Annotated in this window: 15 protein-coding genes; 4 read left to right on the forward strand and 11 right to left on the reverse strand. The window is 38.0% G+C overall.

The features are described 5' to 3' along the window. Window positions 1-19: 19 nt before the first annotated feature. Complete coding sequence (gene pheA, locus IMO47_RS06655) at window positions 20-1,126, reverse strand: prephenate dehydratase (protein ID WP_196076419.1); 1,107 nt, start codon at window positions 1,124-1,126, stop codon at window positions 20-22. Window positions 1,127-1,378: 252 nt separating this feature from the next. Between pheA and IMO47_RS06660 the strand changes: the two genes are divergently transcribed. After that, complete coding sequence (locus tag IMO47_RS06660) at window positions 1,379-1,897, forward strand: DJ-1/PfpI/YhbO family deglycase/protease (protein ID WP_196076418.1); 519 nt, start codon at window positions 1,379-1,381, stop codon at window positions 1,895-1,897. Between the two features lie 366 nt (window positions 1,898-2,263). On the opposite strand, the gene IMO47_RS06665 is transcribed toward IMO47_RS06660, so the two are convergent. Both IMO47_RS06665 and sohB read right to left on the reverse strand, forming a co-directional pair. Then, complete coding sequence (locus IMO47_RS06665; protein WP_196076417.1) at window positions 2,264-3,406, reverse strand: acyl-CoA dehydrogenase family protein; 1,143 nt, start codon at window positions 3,404-3,406, stop codon at window positions 2,264-2,266. A 224-nt stretch (window positions 3,407-3,630) separates the two neighbouring features. After that, complete coding sequence (sohB, locus tag IMO47_RS06670; protein WP_196076416.1) at window positions 3,631-4,593, reverse strand: protease SohB; 963 nt, start codon at window positions 4,591-4,593, stop codon at window positions 3,631-3,633. Between the two features lie 671 nt (window positions 4,594-5,264). On the opposite strand from sohB, the gene IMO47_RS06675 reads away from it, so the two are divergent. After that, complete coding sequence (locus IMO47_RS06675; protein WP_196076751.1) at window positions 5,265-6,611, forward strand: dicarboxylate/amino acid:cation symporter; 1,347 nt, start codon at window positions 5,265-5,267, stop codon at window positions 6,609-6,611. Between the two features lie 57 nt (window positions 6,612-6,668). Here IMO47_RS06675 and pstB read toward each other — a convergent pair whose 3' ends face one another. The 4 genes from pstB to IMO47_RS06695 all read right to left on the reverse strand — a co-directional run bounded on the left by pstB (window position 6,669) and on the right by IMO47_RS06695 (window position 11,477). Continuing rightward, complete coding sequence (gene pstB / locus IMO47_RS06680; protein WP_196076750.1) at window positions 6,669-7,580, reverse strand: phosphate ABC transporter ATP-binding protein PstB; 912 nt, start codon at window positions 7,578-7,580, stop codon at window positions 6,669-6,671. Window positions 7,581-7,595: 15 nt separating this feature from the next. Next, window positions 7,596-8,990: a phosphate ABC transporter permease PstA gene (gene pstA, locus IMO47_RS06685; protein ID WP_196076749.1), complete on the reverse strand. Its 1,395-nt coding sequence runs from the start codon at window positions 8,988-8,990 to the stop codon at window positions 7,596-7,598. Continuing rightward, the gene (pstC, locus tag IMO47_RS06690) at window positions 8,987-10,366 is read right to left on the reverse strand and encodes a phosphate ABC transporter permease subunit PstC (protein WP_196076747.1); all 1,380 of its coding nucleotides are present in this window, start codon (window positions 10,364-10,366) and stop codon (window positions 8,987-8,989) included. Before pstC ends, pstA begins: the two co-directional genes overlap by 4 nt. A gap of 103 nt (window positions 10,367-10,469) precedes the next feature. Continuing rightward, on the reverse strand, window positions 10,470-11,477 hold the full coding sequence (locus tag IMO47_RS06695; RefSeq protein WP_196076746.1) for a substrate-binding domain-containing protein: 1,008 nt from the start codon (window positions 11,475-11,477) through the stop codon (window positions 10,470-10,472). An 855-nt stretch (window positions 11,478-12,332) separates the two neighbouring features. On the opposite strand from IMO47_RS06695, the gene IMO47_RS06700 reads away from it, so the two are divergent. Both IMO47_RS06700 and IMO47_RS06705 read left to right on the forward strand, forming a co-directional pair. Beyond that, window positions 12,333-13,385 (forward strand): aromatic ring-hydroxylating dioxygenase subunit alpha, encoded by a 1,053-nt coding sequence (locus tag IMO47_RS06700; protein ID WP_196076886.1) that lies wholly within the window; start codon window positions 12,333-12,335, stop codon window positions 13,383-13,385. Between the two features lie 217 nt (window positions 13,386-13,602). Beyond that, window positions 13,603-14,268: an O-methyltransferase gene (locus IMO47_RS06705; protein ID WP_196076888.1), complete on the forward strand. Its 666-nt coding sequence runs from the start codon at window positions 13,603-13,605 to the stop codon at window positions 14,266-14,268. A gap of 411 nt (window positions 14,269-14,679) precedes the next feature. Here IMO47_RS06705 and IMO47_RS06710 read toward each other — a convergent pair whose 3' ends face one another. The 4 genes from IMO47_RS06710 to IMO47_RS19860 all read right to left on the reverse strand — a co-directional run. Then, a complete protein-coding gene (locus tag IMO47_RS06710; protein WP_196076974.1) occupies window positions 14,680-15,522 on the reverse strand; it encodes a universal stress protein in 843 nt (280 codons plus the stop codon). 128 nt (window positions 15,523-15,650) lie between these two features. Further along, a complete protein-coding gene (locus IMO47_RS06715) occupies window positions 15,651-16,268 on the reverse strand; it encodes an acyltransferase (RefSeq protein ID WP_196076973.1) in 618 nt (205 codons plus the stop codon). Further along, a complete protein-coding gene (locus IMO47_RS06720; RefSeq protein ID WP_196076972.1) occupies window positions 16,261-16,857 on the reverse strand; it encodes a YigZ family protein in 597 nt (198 codons plus the stop codon). The genes IMO47_RS06715 and IMO47_RS06720 overlap by 8 nt, the downstream gene beginning before the upstream one ends. A 110-nt stretch (window positions 16,858-16,967) precedes the next feature. After that, window positions 16,968-18,797: SwmB domain-containing protein (locus IMO47_RS19860; protein WP_196077832.1), on the reverse strand; the 1,830-nt coding region annotated here is incomplete at its 5' end.

The raw sequence follows: 18,797 nt of genomic DNA on the forward strand, positions 1-18,797 counted from the left end.
TACCTAATTCACAACAGCTTTAAAGTACAGCGATTGGATATGAACCCAGTACACGCACTTCCTTAACTAATGGACGAATATCTTCAATCGCAGCCTTAACATTATCTTGCTCTACATGACCTTCCAAGTCGATGAAGAATACATATGCCCATTTCTCTGGCAATGCCGGACGTGTTTCGATACTGGTTAAACTGATATTGTGTTTAGCAAAAGGTGCAAGGATCTCTAGCAAAGCTCCGGCACGATCATGTGCCGAAATTAACAATGAAGTTTTGTCATTGCCGCTTTGTGGAACTTTTTCACGTCCAATCACCAAAAAGCGCGTGGTATTTTCAGGATTATCTTCGATATTGCCGTGCAAGATTTCCAAGTCATAAATGCTTGCAGCAACATCAGATGCTATTGCTGCTGAATGCCATTCATTACGAATACGGCGGGCAGCTTCGGCATTAGAACTTAAAGCAACACGCTCCACACCAGGATAATGTGCATCAAGCCATTTACGGCACTGAGCTAAAGTTTGTTGATGCGCATAAATTTGTTTAATGCTGTCTTTACGTGTATTTGATGAAATAAGAAATTGATGATGAATACGCAATTCAACCTCACCAATCACATTCAAATGCGATGCTTTAAAACAGTCTAGGGTATGGTTAACTACACCTTCAGATGAGTTTTCAACAGGCACCAAGCCATAGTGTGCGCTGCCCGCCTCAACTTCACGGAATACTTCATCTATCGTCGGTAATGGACGAACCACAGCATCTTGACCAAAATGTTTTAAAACAGCTGAGTGGGTATAGGTTCCAACAGGACCTAAAAATGCAATACTTTGTGGCGCTTCAAGTGCCAAACATGCCGACATGATTTCACGGAATAGACGCGCCATAGTCTGATCCGACAATGGTCCTTCATTACGCTCCATGACTTTGCGTAATACTTGTGCCTCACGCTCAGGACGATAAAACAACGGGTTCTCTTCTGCTGCAAACTTTGCTTTAGCAACAGCTTCCGCCAGTTTCGCACGGCGATTAATCAGTTGTTGAATTTGCTGATCTACAGAATCAATATCTTCACGGATTTGAGCAAGATCTAGAGAAGTCGTTTTTTGATCATCGTTGATCATTGTTATATCGCCCTTTGAAAGTCAAGAATTACGAGAAGTCTAAGTTTTAGACCCAAAACAGTATAACAATAGTTCAGTTAAATTTGTTGAGCAATAACGCTTTTATCGACGATTCCGTTATTGCAAGTATTTTGAATAAAATATCAGCAATACATATATAAATTACAGTATATGCCACTTACAAAGTAGCTATAGAATTTTAAGCATCGCGCACTATGATAAAAATTAAAAGCGGATTTCGAGACATAGAAAATGAATAAAAAAATCGCTGTGCTCATCACCCATGATTTCGAAGATACAGAATATCACCATCCTGTAGAAGCCTTTCGTGCCGCAAGTCATTCTGTTCGAAATATTGAAAAATCTGCAGGCAATATTGTCTATAGTCAACAGCGTAAATCTTCGGTAAGCATAGATTTAGGTATTGATGATATTTCAGTCAAAGATTTTGACGCCTTGATGATTCCTGGGGGACAATCACCTTATCACTTAAAAAAAGATCCGCGTTTTATTGATTTTCTCCGCAGTTTTGCCAATGCACAAAAACCGATTTTTCTCTGCTGTTACAGTCCTCAACTTTTGATCGACGCCCAGATTGCAATCGGTCGACGCTTAACCTCGATTGATGGATTGAATAACGAATTAAAAGCAGCTGGTGCCGTTATTTTTGATCGCGAAGTAGTAAACGACAATAATCTTTATATTTCTTCACGTTCGACTTATGAGCTGCCGATTTTCATCAATGAATGTTTAAATGTATTAAGCGTTTAATTGAGTTTTCATTCACTGATCAGTATAAAGTCAAAGACATTTTATAATTTTTATTTTCAAATTCCACTTCATCACTTTCTATTCAACTGTTAATTAAAAAATAATAATTGAGACATCCTCTCAGCTGGGCCGCTCATTTAAAAGTAAAAACAGGCATTCAGCTCTAATCAAGTTTTTGATCTAGATCTCAATTGAACTCATTTTATACTTACGATTTATACATGCTGATTCTATATTCGTGCAGCAACATGAATACCACCGCTAGATGGGTACAGAGCGTATCTAGCCTCCCAACATAAACAACAGTAATACTGTCCATACTCTCTTAAGTACGAACAGCGTATATGTTTATTTTTCTTAAAAGAATTAACGACCAATGATTCCGCGAGCGACGATTTCTTTCATAATCTCATTTGTCCCTCCATAAATACGCTGAATACGCGCATCGACAAAGAAACGAGAAATTGGATATTCCGTCATATAGCCATAACCGCCAAAGAGTTGTAGCAAACTATCAATAATTTTCATTTGCATATCGGTACTGAAACTTTTCAAAGCTGCCGCAGTTTCTACATCCAATTTATTGTCTTTATATAATGCTAAATTCTGATTATAGAATGCTGCGGTTGCCAGTTCGTCAATTTTGGCTTGGGCAAGAACAAATCGAGTATTTTGAAAACTGCCAATTTTTTGACCAAACGCCTGACGCTCTTGCACATACTGAGTTGTTACATCAATCGCTCCACGAATCGCACCCAAAGCTGTTGCAGCAATCGCTGTACGTTCACGTGGAAGCTCCTGCATCAGATATGCAAAACCTTGCCCAGCATTGCCCAACAACTGATTGGCAGGAACTTTTACATTATCAAAGAATAACTCGGAGGTATCTTGGGAATGTAATCCAATTTTATCTAAATTGGTTCCCTTTTTAAAACCTTCCAAATGTGTATCAACCAACAGCAGAGAAACGCCTTTTGCACGTGCTTGCGGATCAGTTTTTGCTGCCAGTACGACTAGATCTGCATGTTGCCCATTTGAAATAAAGGTTTTAGAACCATTTAAGACATAATGGTCACCATTCAAAATTGCGCTACTGCGCATCCCTTGCAAGTCCGAACCTGCGCCTGGTTCAGTCATGCCAATAGCACCAACTACTTCACCGGCAACCATTTTTGGTAACCAATACTGTTTTTGTTCTTCATTGGCAATATGCAAAATATATGGCGCTGCGATTTCAGAATGGCAAGAAATTGCTGTTGATAATGCACCATAACCTGCGCGTGCAGACTCTTCAACCAACATCAGTGAATATTCAGTTGGCACACCATAGCCGCCATATTGCTCAGGAACGTCTACACAAAGGTAACCATTTTCACCCAGTAAAGACCAGACTGAACGCGGCATTAAACCTTCTTTTTCCCATTGCTCATAAAATGGCGCAACATGTTCAGCCATAAAGCGTTTGAAGTTATCACGAAAAAGTTCTAAATCTGCATCATATGCCAACATTTTTACATTCCTTTCAATCTGAATTCTTGATTTTATGATCTCTAGCATCCTAATCATTTTTTCGATGCTTGTCATGACCACATGAGGTCATTTTTTTTTGGCAGTTTTGCCAATCCTTATTTTTAAATCCTGAAATAAACAAAGAGCAATTGATTAAAATCAATTGCTCTTTGATATAAACCACTTGCAAACTCACTTTTTTCTTAAGTGAATAAAATGCGATATTAGAACTTGTTGCCTCTAAACATCGGTAAAGATGAATTCAATTTAGTCACTTCATTAACAAGCTTACCCACAACAGACGGTATGAAAGCATCAGCCATTTGTGCTGCTTGTAAACCAAGTTTTTCCCCCAATGTCGGTTTACGGCGTGTTTGAATCACATAAACATCGTGTTGTGGGAGTAAACTAAGCAAATATTCATCAGAAGTCTGTAACTTGTCGACCAAGTTCAAATCACGTGCATCTTCACCATACCAATGTTCACCCGTTGCAACTTTTTCCACATTCAGTTGCGGACGATATTTTTCCACAAAATGTTTAAATAACTGGTGAGTTTGCTGCAATTCTTCTTCAAATTTAGCCTTGCCTTCTGGCGTATTCTCACCAAACATGGTCACAGTACGCTTAAATTGCCCTGCGGTATAAAGTTCAAAATCAACATGATGCTCTTTTAACAGACGATTAAAATTAGGCACTTGCGCAACCACACCAATCGAACCGACCACCGCAAAGGGTGCTGAAACGATTTCACTGGCAATACACGCCATCATATAACCACCGCTGGCAGCAACTTTGTCTACGCAAATGGTCAAGTGAAAACCGGCATCACGTAAACGAACCAGTTGAGCGGCTGCCAAGCCATAACCATGTACCATCCCGCCAGGACTTTCCAAACGAACCAAAACACGATCTCGCCCAGCTTTTGCTGTTGCTAAAATCAAGGTGATTTCTTCACGTAGGTTTTCTACAGCAGATGCCTGCACATCACCTTTGAAATCCAAAACATAAATTTTTTGATTATTCTTTTTACGTACTCGTGACTCTTTGACCAGTTGTTGAGTCAATTGTAAAAGCTCAAGCTTAGATGCAGTCGATTGAGCAATTTTTTTTCTTTGTTCATTGATTCGTGCATTTAGATGACTGATACGAATTTCTGCGGGAACTTTAGGTAAATGAAATAACATAGAATTTATAATCTCGAATATCTGAAGAAATGCTTTTCCATTAAGATGCGGACGGATTGGATAAATTTCAATATATATTTTGAAAAATTCGACAAATCTCAATTTACTTTACTTCGCCCTGATGATTTTCTTAATACAGATCCAAGTTTAAAAATCCATGTAAAAAAACAGCGTGGATTTTCCAAATGACTTAGACCAAACCAACAACACAAAATAATTAGTTATAAAACGTATATATTTTTTTTATATTTAATCAGCTGCGCCCAATAATTAGGGTATTTTGACATCTATTTATTTACAATTAATTAATAGTTTTTACGTCTAAATAAAAGATGATTAATTTAATGAAAAAGAGACTTATATCGCTTGCGATTCTTTTAAACTCAATTTGTATAACTTTCTGCCAATTTTTGTAGGACAAATTCACAAAAAAAACATAGACATGATTTTTCCGGCAATATCATATAAAAATAAAATACCAAGTATTTATTATAATTATAATTTGATATTTATCACATTTTTTTATTCAAATAACATATTTGTTATTTTAATTAATTTATTTAAAATCAACACGTTAAAAAGAGAATTGCATTTTTTAATTTTATGATTATTTTACAATCATTTCTTTAGGAAATGTTGAATTTTATCAACATCAAGGATAAGGAATGAGTATGGATATCTCTTCACACGATGAACACCTACCACCTAAAAAGCAAAAGTTTTATCAAATCCTATATGTTCAAGTCATTTTTGCTATCGTACTTGGTATCCTTTTAGGGCACTTTTGGCCTGATATTGGTGCGAGTTTAAAACCTTTGGGTGATGCATTCATTAAATTGGTTAAAATGATTATTGCGCCTGTAATTTTTCTGACAGTAGTCACGGGAATTTCAGGCATGAAACATATGGGAACTGTCGGTCGTGTTACTGGTAAAGCGATGCTTTACTTCATAACATTTTCCACGCTGGCATTAATTGTGGGCATGATTGTTGCCAATATTATTCAACCTGGACATGGTTTAAATATTGATCCAACCACATTAAAATCAGACAAAGTGGCTGAATACGCTGAGAAAGCTCACGATGCTTCAATCGTTGATTTCTTGATGAATATTCTCCCAACCACCATTCTTAGCCCTCTCACCAGTGGTGACATTCTGCAAGTCCTTTTTGTTGCAGTATTATTTGGCTTGTCTCTTGCCGCAGTGGGTGAAAAAGGTCAACCTATTGTTGATTTTTTAAACAACTTAACAGCACCAGTCTTCCACTTGGTTGGCATGCTAATGAAGTTTGCTCCAATTGGTGCATTCGGCGCTATGGCATTTACAATTGGTAAGTATGGGATTGAAAGTATTGGTAATCTTTTACTTTTAATCATGACCTTCTACATTACCGCTTTACTGTTTATTTTAGTGATTTTAGGCGCAGTCGCACGTTATAACGGGTTTAAAATTACAGATCTGATTCGTTATATCAAAGATGAATTATGGCTGGTTCTCGGAACAAGTTCTTCTGAAGCAGCACTTCCCTCACTGATGCGTAAAATGGAAAAAGCAGGTTGTGAAAAATCTGTAGTTGGACTTGTGGTCCCAACAGGCTACTCATTCAATCTGGATGGTACCAATATTTACATGACGATGGCTGCACTATTTATCGCACAGGCATGTAATATTGATTTGAGCATCCAAGATCAGATCCTATTGTTACTTGTTGCAATGCTCAGTTCGAAAGGTGCTGCTGGCGTAACGGGTGCAGGCTTTATTACATTGGCTGCTACATTGTCTGTTGTTCCAGCGGTTCCAGTAGCAGGTATGGCTTTAATCCTAGGTATCGACCGCTTTATGTCCGAGTGTCGTGCGCTGACAAATTTAGTCGGTAACGCTTGCGCAACAATCGTTGTAGCACGTTGGGACAATGCTTTAGATAAGGAAAAATTGGCTGCAGCATTCGCTCATCCACCAAAGTCCCATTATGATGAAAAAGCGGTAGAACAACACCGTGAAGATCCAATCGATTAATTAAAAATCCCCATAAAAAAAGAGCCTTAAGGCTCTTTTTTTATTACATCGCTCAATTTAACCAAAACGACCTGTGATATAGGCTTCAGTCAATTGATGATCGGGTTGTGTAAATACTTTCTCAGTGGAATTCACTTCAATCAAGTCACCCAAGTGAAAGTATGCAGTTCGATCAGAAACACGCGCTGCCTGCTGCATTGAGTGGGTTACGATTGCAATGGTGTATTGCGTAGAGAGCTCAGAAATCAGCTCTTCCACTTTTGCTGTCGCAATTGGGTCCAATGCTGAACAAGGTTCATCCATTAAGATAACTTCAGGGCTTACAGCAATGGTACGTGCGATACACAGACGCTGTTGCTGACCACCAGAAAGACCTGTACCTGGTTGACTTAATCGATCTTTGACCTCATCCCACAGACCTGCCTTACGCAAACTGTTTTCAACAATTTCTTCCAAATCGTACTTATCTTTGGCCAAACCATGTAGTTTTGGACCATAAGCAACATTATCAAAAATTGATTTTGGGAATGGGTTGGGTTTCTGGAAAACCATACCGACTTGAGCACGTAACAGCACAACATCAAGATTTGGATCATAGATGTCTTGGTTATCTAAGCGTACTTTACCCGTCACGCGACAGCTATCAATCGTATCATTCATACGATTCAAAGTACGTAAAAATGTTGATTTACCGCAACCTGATGGACCAATAAATGCAATCACTTCATTTTCATAAACCTGAAGGTCAATACCTTTAATCGCTTCTGATTCACCATAGTAAACATGTACATCTTCAGCACTAAGTTTAACTGTCGTATTTTTGTCTTTCTTCGGTGTTGAAGATTCAAACTGAGAAACAAAAGATGTATTTGCTTGCTTTTGTTGATGCTCAGTGGATGTAAATTGAGATTGTTCAGAATTCACGGTTGTATCCTGTTTTAAGGAATTTTTAGTTTCTACAGTATTCATCTATTCTGCCCTCTTTTACCAACGAACTTCAAATTTCTTACGTAACCAAATTGCAAAGCTGTTTAAACCCACCATCAGTGCCAATAACACGATGATTGCAGCTGCGGTACGACCTTCAAAGAAGTTGCGCAATTCATTACCTTGCCATAAGTAAACTTGAACAGGTAAAGCTGTAGATTGATCGAGTGGAGATACTGGAATATTAGCAACAAAGGCACTCATACCGATTAGTAACAGTGGTGCAGTTTCACCCAAGGCATGCGCGATACCAATAATTGCACCTGTCATAATTCCCGGTAATGCCAGAGGAAGTACATGATGAAATACGGTTTGCAGACGCGAAGCACCTATACCCAATGCCGCTTGACGAATCGATGGGGGTACGGCTTTAAGTGAAGCACGTGTGGTAATAATGACGGTTGGCAAGGTCATTAAACTGAGTACCAAACCACCGACAAGAGGTGCCGATATAGGCAGATGCATCCAACCGATAAAGATCGCTGCGCCCAGTAAACCAAACACAATGGATGGCACTGCTGCAAGGTTATTAATGTTGACTTCTATAATGTCTGTAATAAAGTTCTTTGGCGCAAATTCCTCTAGATAAATCGCACTTGCAACACCCAATGGAATAGAGATCACAATCACAATCAGCATCATGAATAGTGAACCCATGAATGCACCTGCTAAACCAGCTGTTGCCGGAGAACTACGTGAATCCGGATTGGTAAACATCTGCGTGTTGAAAGTACGATTGATAATGCCTTTGGCAGCCAAATCATCGGATAGTTTACGTACTTCCGGACTCAACTGTTGTTGATCATCTGGCAACGAACGATCAATATGCCCTGCCAACCAAACATCAATATTCGCATCTGCAAGGAAATTCAATTCAACTTTCTTACCAACCAAAGATGGATCTTTAAATACCATATCACGAATACGATATGCTTCTGAGCTGGTATAAAGGCTTGAAAGATCATCACGACGGCTTTCTAGCGAAGGATCTTTTGAAATGATGCCATTCACAATCAGCGCATCCCAATCCACCATACCCATTTTAGTTTGCCAGTCTACATAGCGCTCTTGGAACACCGCTGGAGACTCACCTACTTTTTGTGTTGGTTTCGGACCGGCATCAATCACTTTTGGATCAAAATAGACAGGCACAGTCATACTTGCCTGCCAAAAAGCCGGAAGACCTTTATATAAGATACTTCCAAATAAAATCGCAACAAAAGCCAGACCAATAATTACCGCAGTAAAACCAGCGAAACGGAATGTTTTTTCTTTACGGTGACGCTTCGACAATGAACTTGCGATTTTAGCTTTACGCTTTTCACGTAGTTCTGCGGCAGCTTGAGGATCAAATACATTTTGATCCACTGGAGATGTATTTGATGTACTCATTCGTATTGCTCACGGTATTTACGCACGATGTAAAGTGCAACAATATTTAAACACAATGTAATAGTGAATAGCGTTAGACCCAGTGCAAAGGCAACCAATGCCTGCGGGCTTGCAAAATCGGTATCGCCAGTTAACTGCTTAACAATCGTTACGGTTACCGTAGAAACAGCTTCAAGTGGATTGATATGTAGCAAAGGACTGTTTCCAGCTGCAAGTACAACGATCATGGTTTCACCAATCGCACGTGATACAGCAAGCAAGAATGCACCTGTAATCCCAGGCAAAGCCGCAGGAAGCACCACTTGGCGTATTGTTTCAGATTTGGTCGCTCCCAAACCTAAAGAACCATCACGTAATGCTCTAGGGACTTGAGTGATAATGTCATCCGAGAGTGAAGATACAAATGGGATAATCATGATTCCCATTGCAAAACCAGCAGTAAGCGCACTTGTTGCATTCACTTCAATCCCAATTGAATCACCAATTGATTTAAAAATTGGACCAATCACCATCATAGCAAATACGCCATAAACGATGGTTGGGATACCTGCCAGCACCTCAATCGTGGGTTTAGCCCATGCACGGAATCTAGGTGATGCGTACTCAGCAAGATAAATTGCAATCATTAAACCTAATGGAACAGCAACCAACAGAGCGATACCACTGACCATGAGTGTGCCCCACAGTAATGGCAGCAGACCATAACTGCCTTCAGCATTTCCTGAAGTACTGAAACCTGGATTCCACTCTGTACCAAAGAAGAAGTCAATTGGACTGACAAAATGGAAAAAATGCATTGCTTCACTGAACATTGACATTACGATCCCTACTGTCGTAAGAATTGCAACACCAGAGCATAAAATCAAAATAACATTAATGGTTTTTTCAACTTCATTACGTGCACGAAATTGTTGGCTAATTCTTTTTCTTGCCCACACTAAACCTAAGATGGCTGCACAGACAACAACAGCAAATTTCGCAAAAGAACTGATTCTTTCAAATTTGGCTAATTGTTCTGCAGCTGCAACTTCATAAGCAGCGGGTGTATCTGTTACGCCAAAACCTGAGGCAATTGCCTTGATACGATCTACAAGTACATCTACTCCTGCTGTATCAAGAGATGCAGCAACATTTGCTGGAACATTCTTTAGAATTAAATGCTGTAAAACGCTCGGCTCTACCAAGTTCCAAACAATTAAAATTAAAAAAGCTGGGATTCCGCACCACAACGCTACCAAAGAACCATAATAGCCAGGACGTGAATGTAAAACTGCAGTGTTATTTCCCTTACCTGCTAGGCTTCGGCTTTTTCGTAGCCCAATTTGATATGCGATAGCAATTAAAGCTAATAACACGCCAATGAGTAGCAGATTCATGTATTCTCCACCGTTTTTTCAATCCTAATTATTTGAAAAAACTCTGCTTAGCAATGAAAGCCGATGGTAGTCTCCCACCATCAGCTCCATGATTACGGTTTTATTATTTACCAGCTTTGAAACCAGCAAGTACTTTTGCACGCTCAGAGTCTGACAATGAGATCAAGCCAGCTTTGTCTAATTTAGAACCTTTACCAGATACTTTTTTGTTTAAGAAGTATTCAGTATATTCTTTTAAACCTTTAATAGACTGTAAATGTTCACCTTTCACATAGAAGTATAAAGGACGCGACACAGGGTAAGTACCATTAAGAACTGTCTGCTCAGAAGGTACAACGTTGTTTACTGTTGCCACACGTAGTTTATCTTTGTTTTGATCATAGAAACCTAAACCGAACACACCTACCGCACTTGGAGAGGTTTTTAAGCGTGCTAGAGTTTCTGTATAATCACCTGCGATTTCAATTACTTTACCGTCTTTACGGAAATTAGAACACGCTTTTTTCTGAGCATCTTTATCTAACTTTTTGAAGTAATCATAAGTTTCGCAACCTGCTTCAACCATTTTCTCCTGGAACACTTCACGTGTACCATGGTTAGATGCCGGAACCACTAAAGTAATTGGTTCGTTTGGTAGAGATTTATCAATTTGGTTCCAACGTGTATACGGGTTTGGTACCAATTTACCATTTGATGGCAATTCAGCTGCTAAAGCTGCAAATACGTGTTGTGGACGTAATTTATAAGCTGCTTTGCTTGCATTTGATGCAAAAACGATACCGTCATAACCAATTTTAATTTCTTGGATTTTATTTACGCCTGCTTTTTTACAAGCTGCAATTTCAGTATCTTTGATTTTACGAGAAGCATTCGCGATATCAATTGTGTTATCGCCAACACCAGAACAGAACTGCTTAAGACCAGCAGAACTACCGCCTGAACCCACTACAGGTGCTTTAAATTGAGGGAAAGTATTACCAAATTCTTCAGCAACAATACTTGCATAAGGAAGTACAGTAGAAGAACCAGCGATTTGGATGGTATCACGAGCGTTTGCTGCCACTGCTGCCCCTGAAACTGCTAATGCAAGTGCGATATGGTTAATGCGCATTCTTTTCTCTCTTAAATAAACTGCAATTTTGAAGTACGCCACTTCTTCTTGTGTTGTACTTTTCGGATAACTGCATTTTGATTTTAAAATATGACAAATAAGTTACAGCTTTATGACGCTTTTATGATAATTAATGATTCACATTTGATTTTATTAAAAATCTTTAAAATTCAATATGTAATAAACTGTATTTTATTTTTATAAATTTAAAATAATGCCATTCAAATTGTAATATTTCATGTGAATGTCATAAAACTTCGATTATCACCGTAAGAGTTGAGCGACATTTTATGTCGTAGGCAGCTTATTTTTTAGTGCAAAAGAGCTTACAATCAATAAAAAAGAGCAACAAATAATGATTTCATTAAACCGTAAGGAATGGCATGAGACCTTTCTGAAAATGGTCGCGTCAGCCAGTATGATTACTTTTATTATCTATATGAGCTGTTTGATTATCTACATGTTATTGTCACAGATCAGTCAATATTTTATTGTTCAAAATATAGTGAGCAGTTTTAGTTTTATCAGCCTGTTTATCTTAACCATGCAAACATTACGTTCAATGTATCATGTCTATTATTTACCTTTGATGAATAGCTGTACCCAGAATTATCAAAAATTAATCTTCTTCTGTAGCAGCTTTTCTATTGCTCTCATAGTTTTGAGTTCTTTTTTCTTCAATTTCAGTCAGATGTTAAAAACCTATTACAACTAGCATGTTTTTGATGATCTGATTCTTTAGAGGTTGTGCACAGTACTGTTCTAATTTTTGCAGATATTGATCGAGATAATTGAAATTTCTAACAACACTGCATTCTTTTATATTCAAATCAATTCTAAACAGAAGATTTGTATATGAATAGCCGCACAGAATACCTGTTTCATTCAGAATTTCCTGTCCATATGACCTTTTCTCAACAGGATTGGCTGATATTGGCACAGTATTGGTATCCGATTGCTTTAGCTCGTGAGATATCAGAACAACCTCAAGCCACCATGTTATTGGATATGCCTTTAGTCATCTACAGACTCAATAATGAGATCGTTGCTGCAAAGGATGCCTGTCCACATCGAGGTGTTCCGTTAAGTCGGGGTACGTATGATGGTCAAGGGGTGGTCTGCCGTTATCATGGTCTACGCTTTGGTGAGAAAGGTAAATGCAATCGTATTCCAGCCCATCCTGATCATAAAATAACAGATCGTTTTCATCTGAAAACTTACCCGACCATAGAACGATATGGATTAATCTGGTGCTGTTTATTGGCAGATGAACAAGATAGCCCAAACATTCCCAATATGCCTTATTGGGATCAAGCCGAATATCAACAATTGGTTTGCCCTCGAGTCGATTTAAAATGTTTTGCGGGCAGACAATTGGAAGGATTTATTGACGTCGCTCATTTTGCCTGGGTTCATGCTGATACATTTGGTGATCCAGAGCATCCTGAGGTAGCTGACTATACCACTCAAGAAACCCATTATGGCTTCAGTGCAGATTATCTCAGTAATGTTGGACGTTATCCGATTGGCTTAGATCAATTTGGACAAGAAGGGTTTCAATGGTTACGTCATTTTGAAGTTCATTTACCGTTTACAGCAACGCTCACAATACATTTTCCGAACGATTGCAAACAGGTCATAATGAATGCAGCCTCACCGATGACAGCACGAAGTACTCGCTTATTTGCTCCTATATGTCGTAATTATGATAAAGATTTACCCATTGAAGATGCTTATGAATATAACCTTAAGATTTTTGAAGAAGATCGCTTGATTGTTGAAACGCAGAAACCCGAATATTTACCTCTAGACCTGTCTATGGAAGCCCACTTCCCAGCAGATCGCAGCTCAAGCATGTATAGAAAGCTACTAAGAAAAGCTGGATTTAGTCAAATACTCGCTGCATAGATCAATTGAATATTAACTTTAAAAAAAGAGGTCTTGATGACTTCTTATTTTACTTTACATAAGTAGGTTTCACTTTCTTTCATTTTTTGAACTGAATATAAGCACTATTGAGAATGCTCAAATTTAATCCAAAAGCTTTTATTAAAATTGCACTCTTCTTCTAAACCATTAAAATGCATCTAACACAAATCCAATCAATCCAATGAGGTGGTAGAACATGCAACAAATGTGGTCAGACATCGATGCTTATATTGAATCACATTTAATTCCTGAAGATCCAATCCTCACTCAAACATTAAAAAATACTGCGGATAAAGGCTTTCCGGACCACCTTGCTGTTGCGGCAAATCAAGGCATGCTATTGCAAATGCTGATTCAAATGAACAAATGTAAACGTATTTTAGAATTAGGGACTTTTGCTGCATATAGCACGATGTGGTTAGCTCGCGCATTACCTGAGGATGGTTATATTTTAACAATCGAAGGACGTGATACACATGCAGCTTTAGGTCAAGAAAATATTGATCTCGCAAAGCTTAAACAAACGGTTGAATTAAAGTGCGGGCGTGCTGCTGATATTTTAAAGGCTCTACCTGAAGATACCGAGCCTTTTGACTTTATTTTTATCGATGCAGATAAACAAAGTTATCCCGAATATTTAGAATTAAGCTTAAAGCTTTCACGCTCAGGTACAGTGATTGTTTTGGATAATGTGATTCGTGCAGGTGATATTCTAGATCCGAATAATGTCAAACCCAGCATTGAAGGCATTCGGGAGATGTATGAAGCAATGCACAATCATCCAAGAATTTTATCATGCACAGCTTTACAGACAGTAGGCAGTAAAGGGCATGATGGGTTTGCAATTGCACTTGTTAAATAAATACTGAAAGACTCAGCTTAGCAACAAATTTAATAACTGAAAACCGCCAGTTCATGATGGCGGTTTTTTATTGGCAACTTTTCTACTGAAATTTAGATCACGAATTTTTTCTTAAAGTTATCCCCTGAACTTGTTTGTAGAATTGTGGATAACTTATGTATTACCAAATAACTCAATGAAAAATAATATTTTTTAACAATAGATTAATTTTCAACCAGTTAAATTCATTGCCTATTCAAAAGCACTTGCTTTTAAAAATACAAGATTTCTTCAAAAAATTTTAATAGAAAAAAGCCATAAATTCTCTGATTCGTGGCTTTTTTTCTATTTTGATAATCACAGGAACTTGGATAGAAAAATATAATCAATATTCAAAATAAGCTATTTTCATGATTACATTTTTCACTCTCATTATTTAGTCACCAACAATGGAACAGACGAATTCCTAAAAATCGTTGTGGTCACACTACCCAGGAAAAATTGATGAATTTTACTGTGACTAAATGCACCTAATACAATTAATTGGATTTGATGCTGGTTTTGATAATCTAGAATATTTTCAGCGACATCGCCATAACGATACTCTACAACCACATCCAAACCTGCATCTTTCAGTCGTTGTGCGGGTTCATTGAGGATTTCAGGATGATCTCCCACATAAAGTAAATGGCATTGTAAAAGCTTTAATAAGTCACTTTTTTCTACACGTTTCAGCATCTTTTGGCATGCTTCAGAAAGTTCATAAGCAAAAATAAAACGTGTTGGTGGTTTAAAAGTTTGACCTACTGTCAATACCGTACTTTTAGCACCACGTATGAAGTTCTCTACATTACTTCCTAATATTTTATTTTTTTCAGCAGAACGTTCGCCGACTCGACCAATGACTGCGATATCATCCTCAGTCAACTCATTAAAGCTTTGCTCAAGGAAATCGCCTTTCGCCTGAATTCGCCCAGGGGTAATACCATATTTTTCCTGAATCATTTCTGAAATATGTTCAAGAAGATTATTACTATAATCGAGTGCTAATTCACTTTGTTTTTGCTCAAGTTCTGCAAGCTCTTTGAGTAACATTGCATTACTTTCAAAACCGATTACCCCACTGATTTCCCCTAAATGATAACTTGCAGGGTAATAATCTAATACTTGCAATAAAACCAGTTGTCGACCAGTTTTCTGAGCAATCCAAGCTGCTGCTTCTGCCAATGCATTAATGCAGGGAGAAGAGTCAATACAAGCAACTACTCTGTTCATTTTAACCTCACTTTGGCTATATCGCCTTGGGTCTATTTAATTTTAAATTAGCATAAGTTTTTATAAATTTGGACAGCTTTATGTAATTAATTCCATAATTTAATTATGTATTTGTACAAATTGTGCGGTTATTCACGGTAACGAATCAATTGCGCTGGATTGCCTGCGACGATTTCTCGTTCTGTAATATTTTTAGTTACCATACTATTCATACCCACCACAGCATGTGGGGCAATTTTAACACCATCCTTAATGCCAACATGTGCCCCCAACCAAACATCCTGACCAATTTCAATGCCCTTAGAACTTACTGCTTGTTGATAAATCGGTTGGTCCAACGCCATACCGTGATCAAATGCGTAGAGATGACAATAGGCTGCAATTCGTACTTGGTCATGTAATTTAATCCCTGCACGACCTCCATCTAAAATGCAGTGATGATTAATCGCAACCTCACTGCCAATTTCTAAAGGACCATGTAAGGTACAATCAGCTGCAATAAAGGTATTGTCTCCAATACTAATTTTTCGTCCTGGCTCAGCAAAGATATGTGCAAGCGGAGATATAAAACAATTTTCTCCGATTTCGACAGTTTCCATCGACATTAAATATGTTTGATATTCTTGCTGCCACTGTTCAGCCCAAATTCGATTTTTCGGCTTAAGTGAATAATATAGCCAAGGCATATAATTTAAACGATGTTTATGCTGTTCTCGATATTTTAATAATGGATCTTGTTCAGTCATTGCTTTCATCCATTAATTTAAGCTGTTCACGTCCGCGTGTAACATCTTGAATTTTTAAACGTAATGGATCGAGTTGATGTATTTGCAACAATGCTTCGACCTCGACACCTTCAGCAGTATATTGTTCACTATATTCAATATGTTGTGTGTTTAATTCATACTGAAATATTGCCCACTCATTAAATTGACATTGAAAATATATTTTTTTCTTTTCAATCAGTTCTATTTTTTCAGCCAAGACCAAACATTGCCCTGCACAGCCACCATAAGCACGAACCAAGCCACCTGTACCCAACTTGATACCACCGTACCACCGATTGACCAGTACAATTGAATTGGTGAGATCATTTCCTTCAATGGTTGCAAGAATTGGGCGACCTGCTGTACCTGAAGGTTCTCCATCGTCATTAAAGCGAACATTGTGCCCTATTTTCCATGCCCAGCACTGATGCGTGGTTGTAGGATCTAAATGCTTTTCCAAAAACATTTTGACCTGTAGTTCATTTTCAACTGGCGCTGCAATGGCTTGAAATCGACTTTTTTTGATTTCTTCTTCAAAAAATGTTTCGGATGCAAGTGTAAAAACCATAATGAAAATAAAACTTTCAAACTCAATATGTTCTGATTATAACGTGGATTATAAAAATATTGGGCAATAAAAAACCCTAAGCGAACTTAGGGTTTTTCGTATTTCATCAATTAGAATATAAGCTGATGGTTTTGTAATAACTCTTCAAGTGTTGTATTGACATTTTCTAGGATTAAAAGATCCGTTTTTACATAAGTTCCACCTGAACCATCACGGTCAATTTGTACCACAGTTTTGTTATTAACAGCATCGTAAGTGGTAAAGACATATTGAGAGATATTACCCATATTGACCGTATTATAGTCTAGTAACCCTCTAATATCGATCTTATCAGCTTCGGTATCTGTGCTTACATTCCCTTTATGGAAATCAGTCCATGTGTCTGTTCCATTTCCGCCAGTCGCATCATTAGAGACCAACAAACGATAAACTGCTGTATCAGATCCTGAACCACCTGTTAGCGTATCATTACCTTTACCACCCTCTAACCAATCATTACCAGCATTTCCTATAAGTATGTCATTACCAGCACCACCACGAAGTATGTCATCTCCTGCTCCCCCCTTAATAGTTTCAGCGTTATCTGAACCATATATTCGGACGTTATTTATATTTAAACTTTGATCATAACCAAGAGCAGTATCGTAATAATTGGATGCAGCTCCGCTGAGTAATTTGATATCCAATAAACTATTTACAGCAACTTTAGAAAAACCTATCCCAGACTCTACGGATAAATCTGAACGACTATCCCATGCTTTTATTGAAGTAGTTGTACCTAATCCAACCCCCAACAGTTGTGAGTTATGAACAGTTGCTAAAAACTCAATCATTGTTGCATTACTTATAGTCCCACCATTTGCAGCTGTGATTGTTATTTCCGAACCACCAATGATCGATGCAGTTGAAGTTACAGTTAATCCTAAAATTTTTGCCAAATTATCAGAATAAGTCCAACTTCCTAAATTAATTAAAGTAGTTGTATTAATAATTACTTTTTTCAAATCATTGTTTGCATCTATTGCGACAAGCGGTTGATTATCTAACTTAATTAAACCTAAAACATTTGCTTCAACCAATCCTAACAATGCACCTTGTTTTAGTAGAACTGTAGGATTCGATTCTGTGATTGGTGCAATTACATTAACTACAAATGCATCGCTATTAATACTTGTATTTCCTAAAGTATCTTTAGCTGTAGCAGTAATTGTATGTGTTGCTATACTCAGAGTCGGCGTATAGCTCCAATGACCATTAACATCTGCATTTACCGTTCCAACTTGTGTACCATCCACATAAATCGTTACGACACTATTTGCTTGAGCAGTACCAAATAATGTTGGTGTTGTATCATCTGTACTATCATTTGAATAAAGATTAGCTGCTATCCCAAAATTATCTTGAGCACTCAAAATAATTGGTGCAGGTGGAATCAGAGAAGTATTTGTTACTGATGTTAAGCTCAATGTTGCCGCATCATTACCTGCCAAATCTTGAATCGCATTAACATCGTTAAGTATGGTTGGATCAGTGTAGCCCACTCTAACCGTTTGACCTGTTGCAATTGCTGTCGCCAATGTCAGTACAACATTATTTCCAACTACTGCTACGCTACTCACCGTTACGGCTTGACCACCAACCATCACTACAAAACTACCGGTTGTTGGCAAATGAACTGAATCTAGTGCTTCGTTGTAAGTTAATGTTAATACTGTCCCTGTAGTTCCCACAGTACCACTCACAAAAACTGGCGGTGTGATATCTGGTACAGTTGAATCATTGGTTACTGAAGTGGTTGGAAGTGTTGCTGCATCATTGCCTGCAAGATCCTGAATCGCATTGACATCATTGCCCGCAGTTGGATCGGTATAGCCTACTGTTACTGCTTGACCTGCCGTCACTGGTGTGCCTAAAGTCAACACCACATTATTACCCACCAC

The sequence above is a fragment of the Acinetobacter sp. Res13-Abat-PEC15-P4-01 genome, from assembly GCF_015676285.1.
Classification (GTDB): Bacteria; Pseudomonadota; Gammaproteobacteria; order Pseudomonadales; family Moraxellaceae; genus Acinetobacter; species Acinetobacter nematophilus.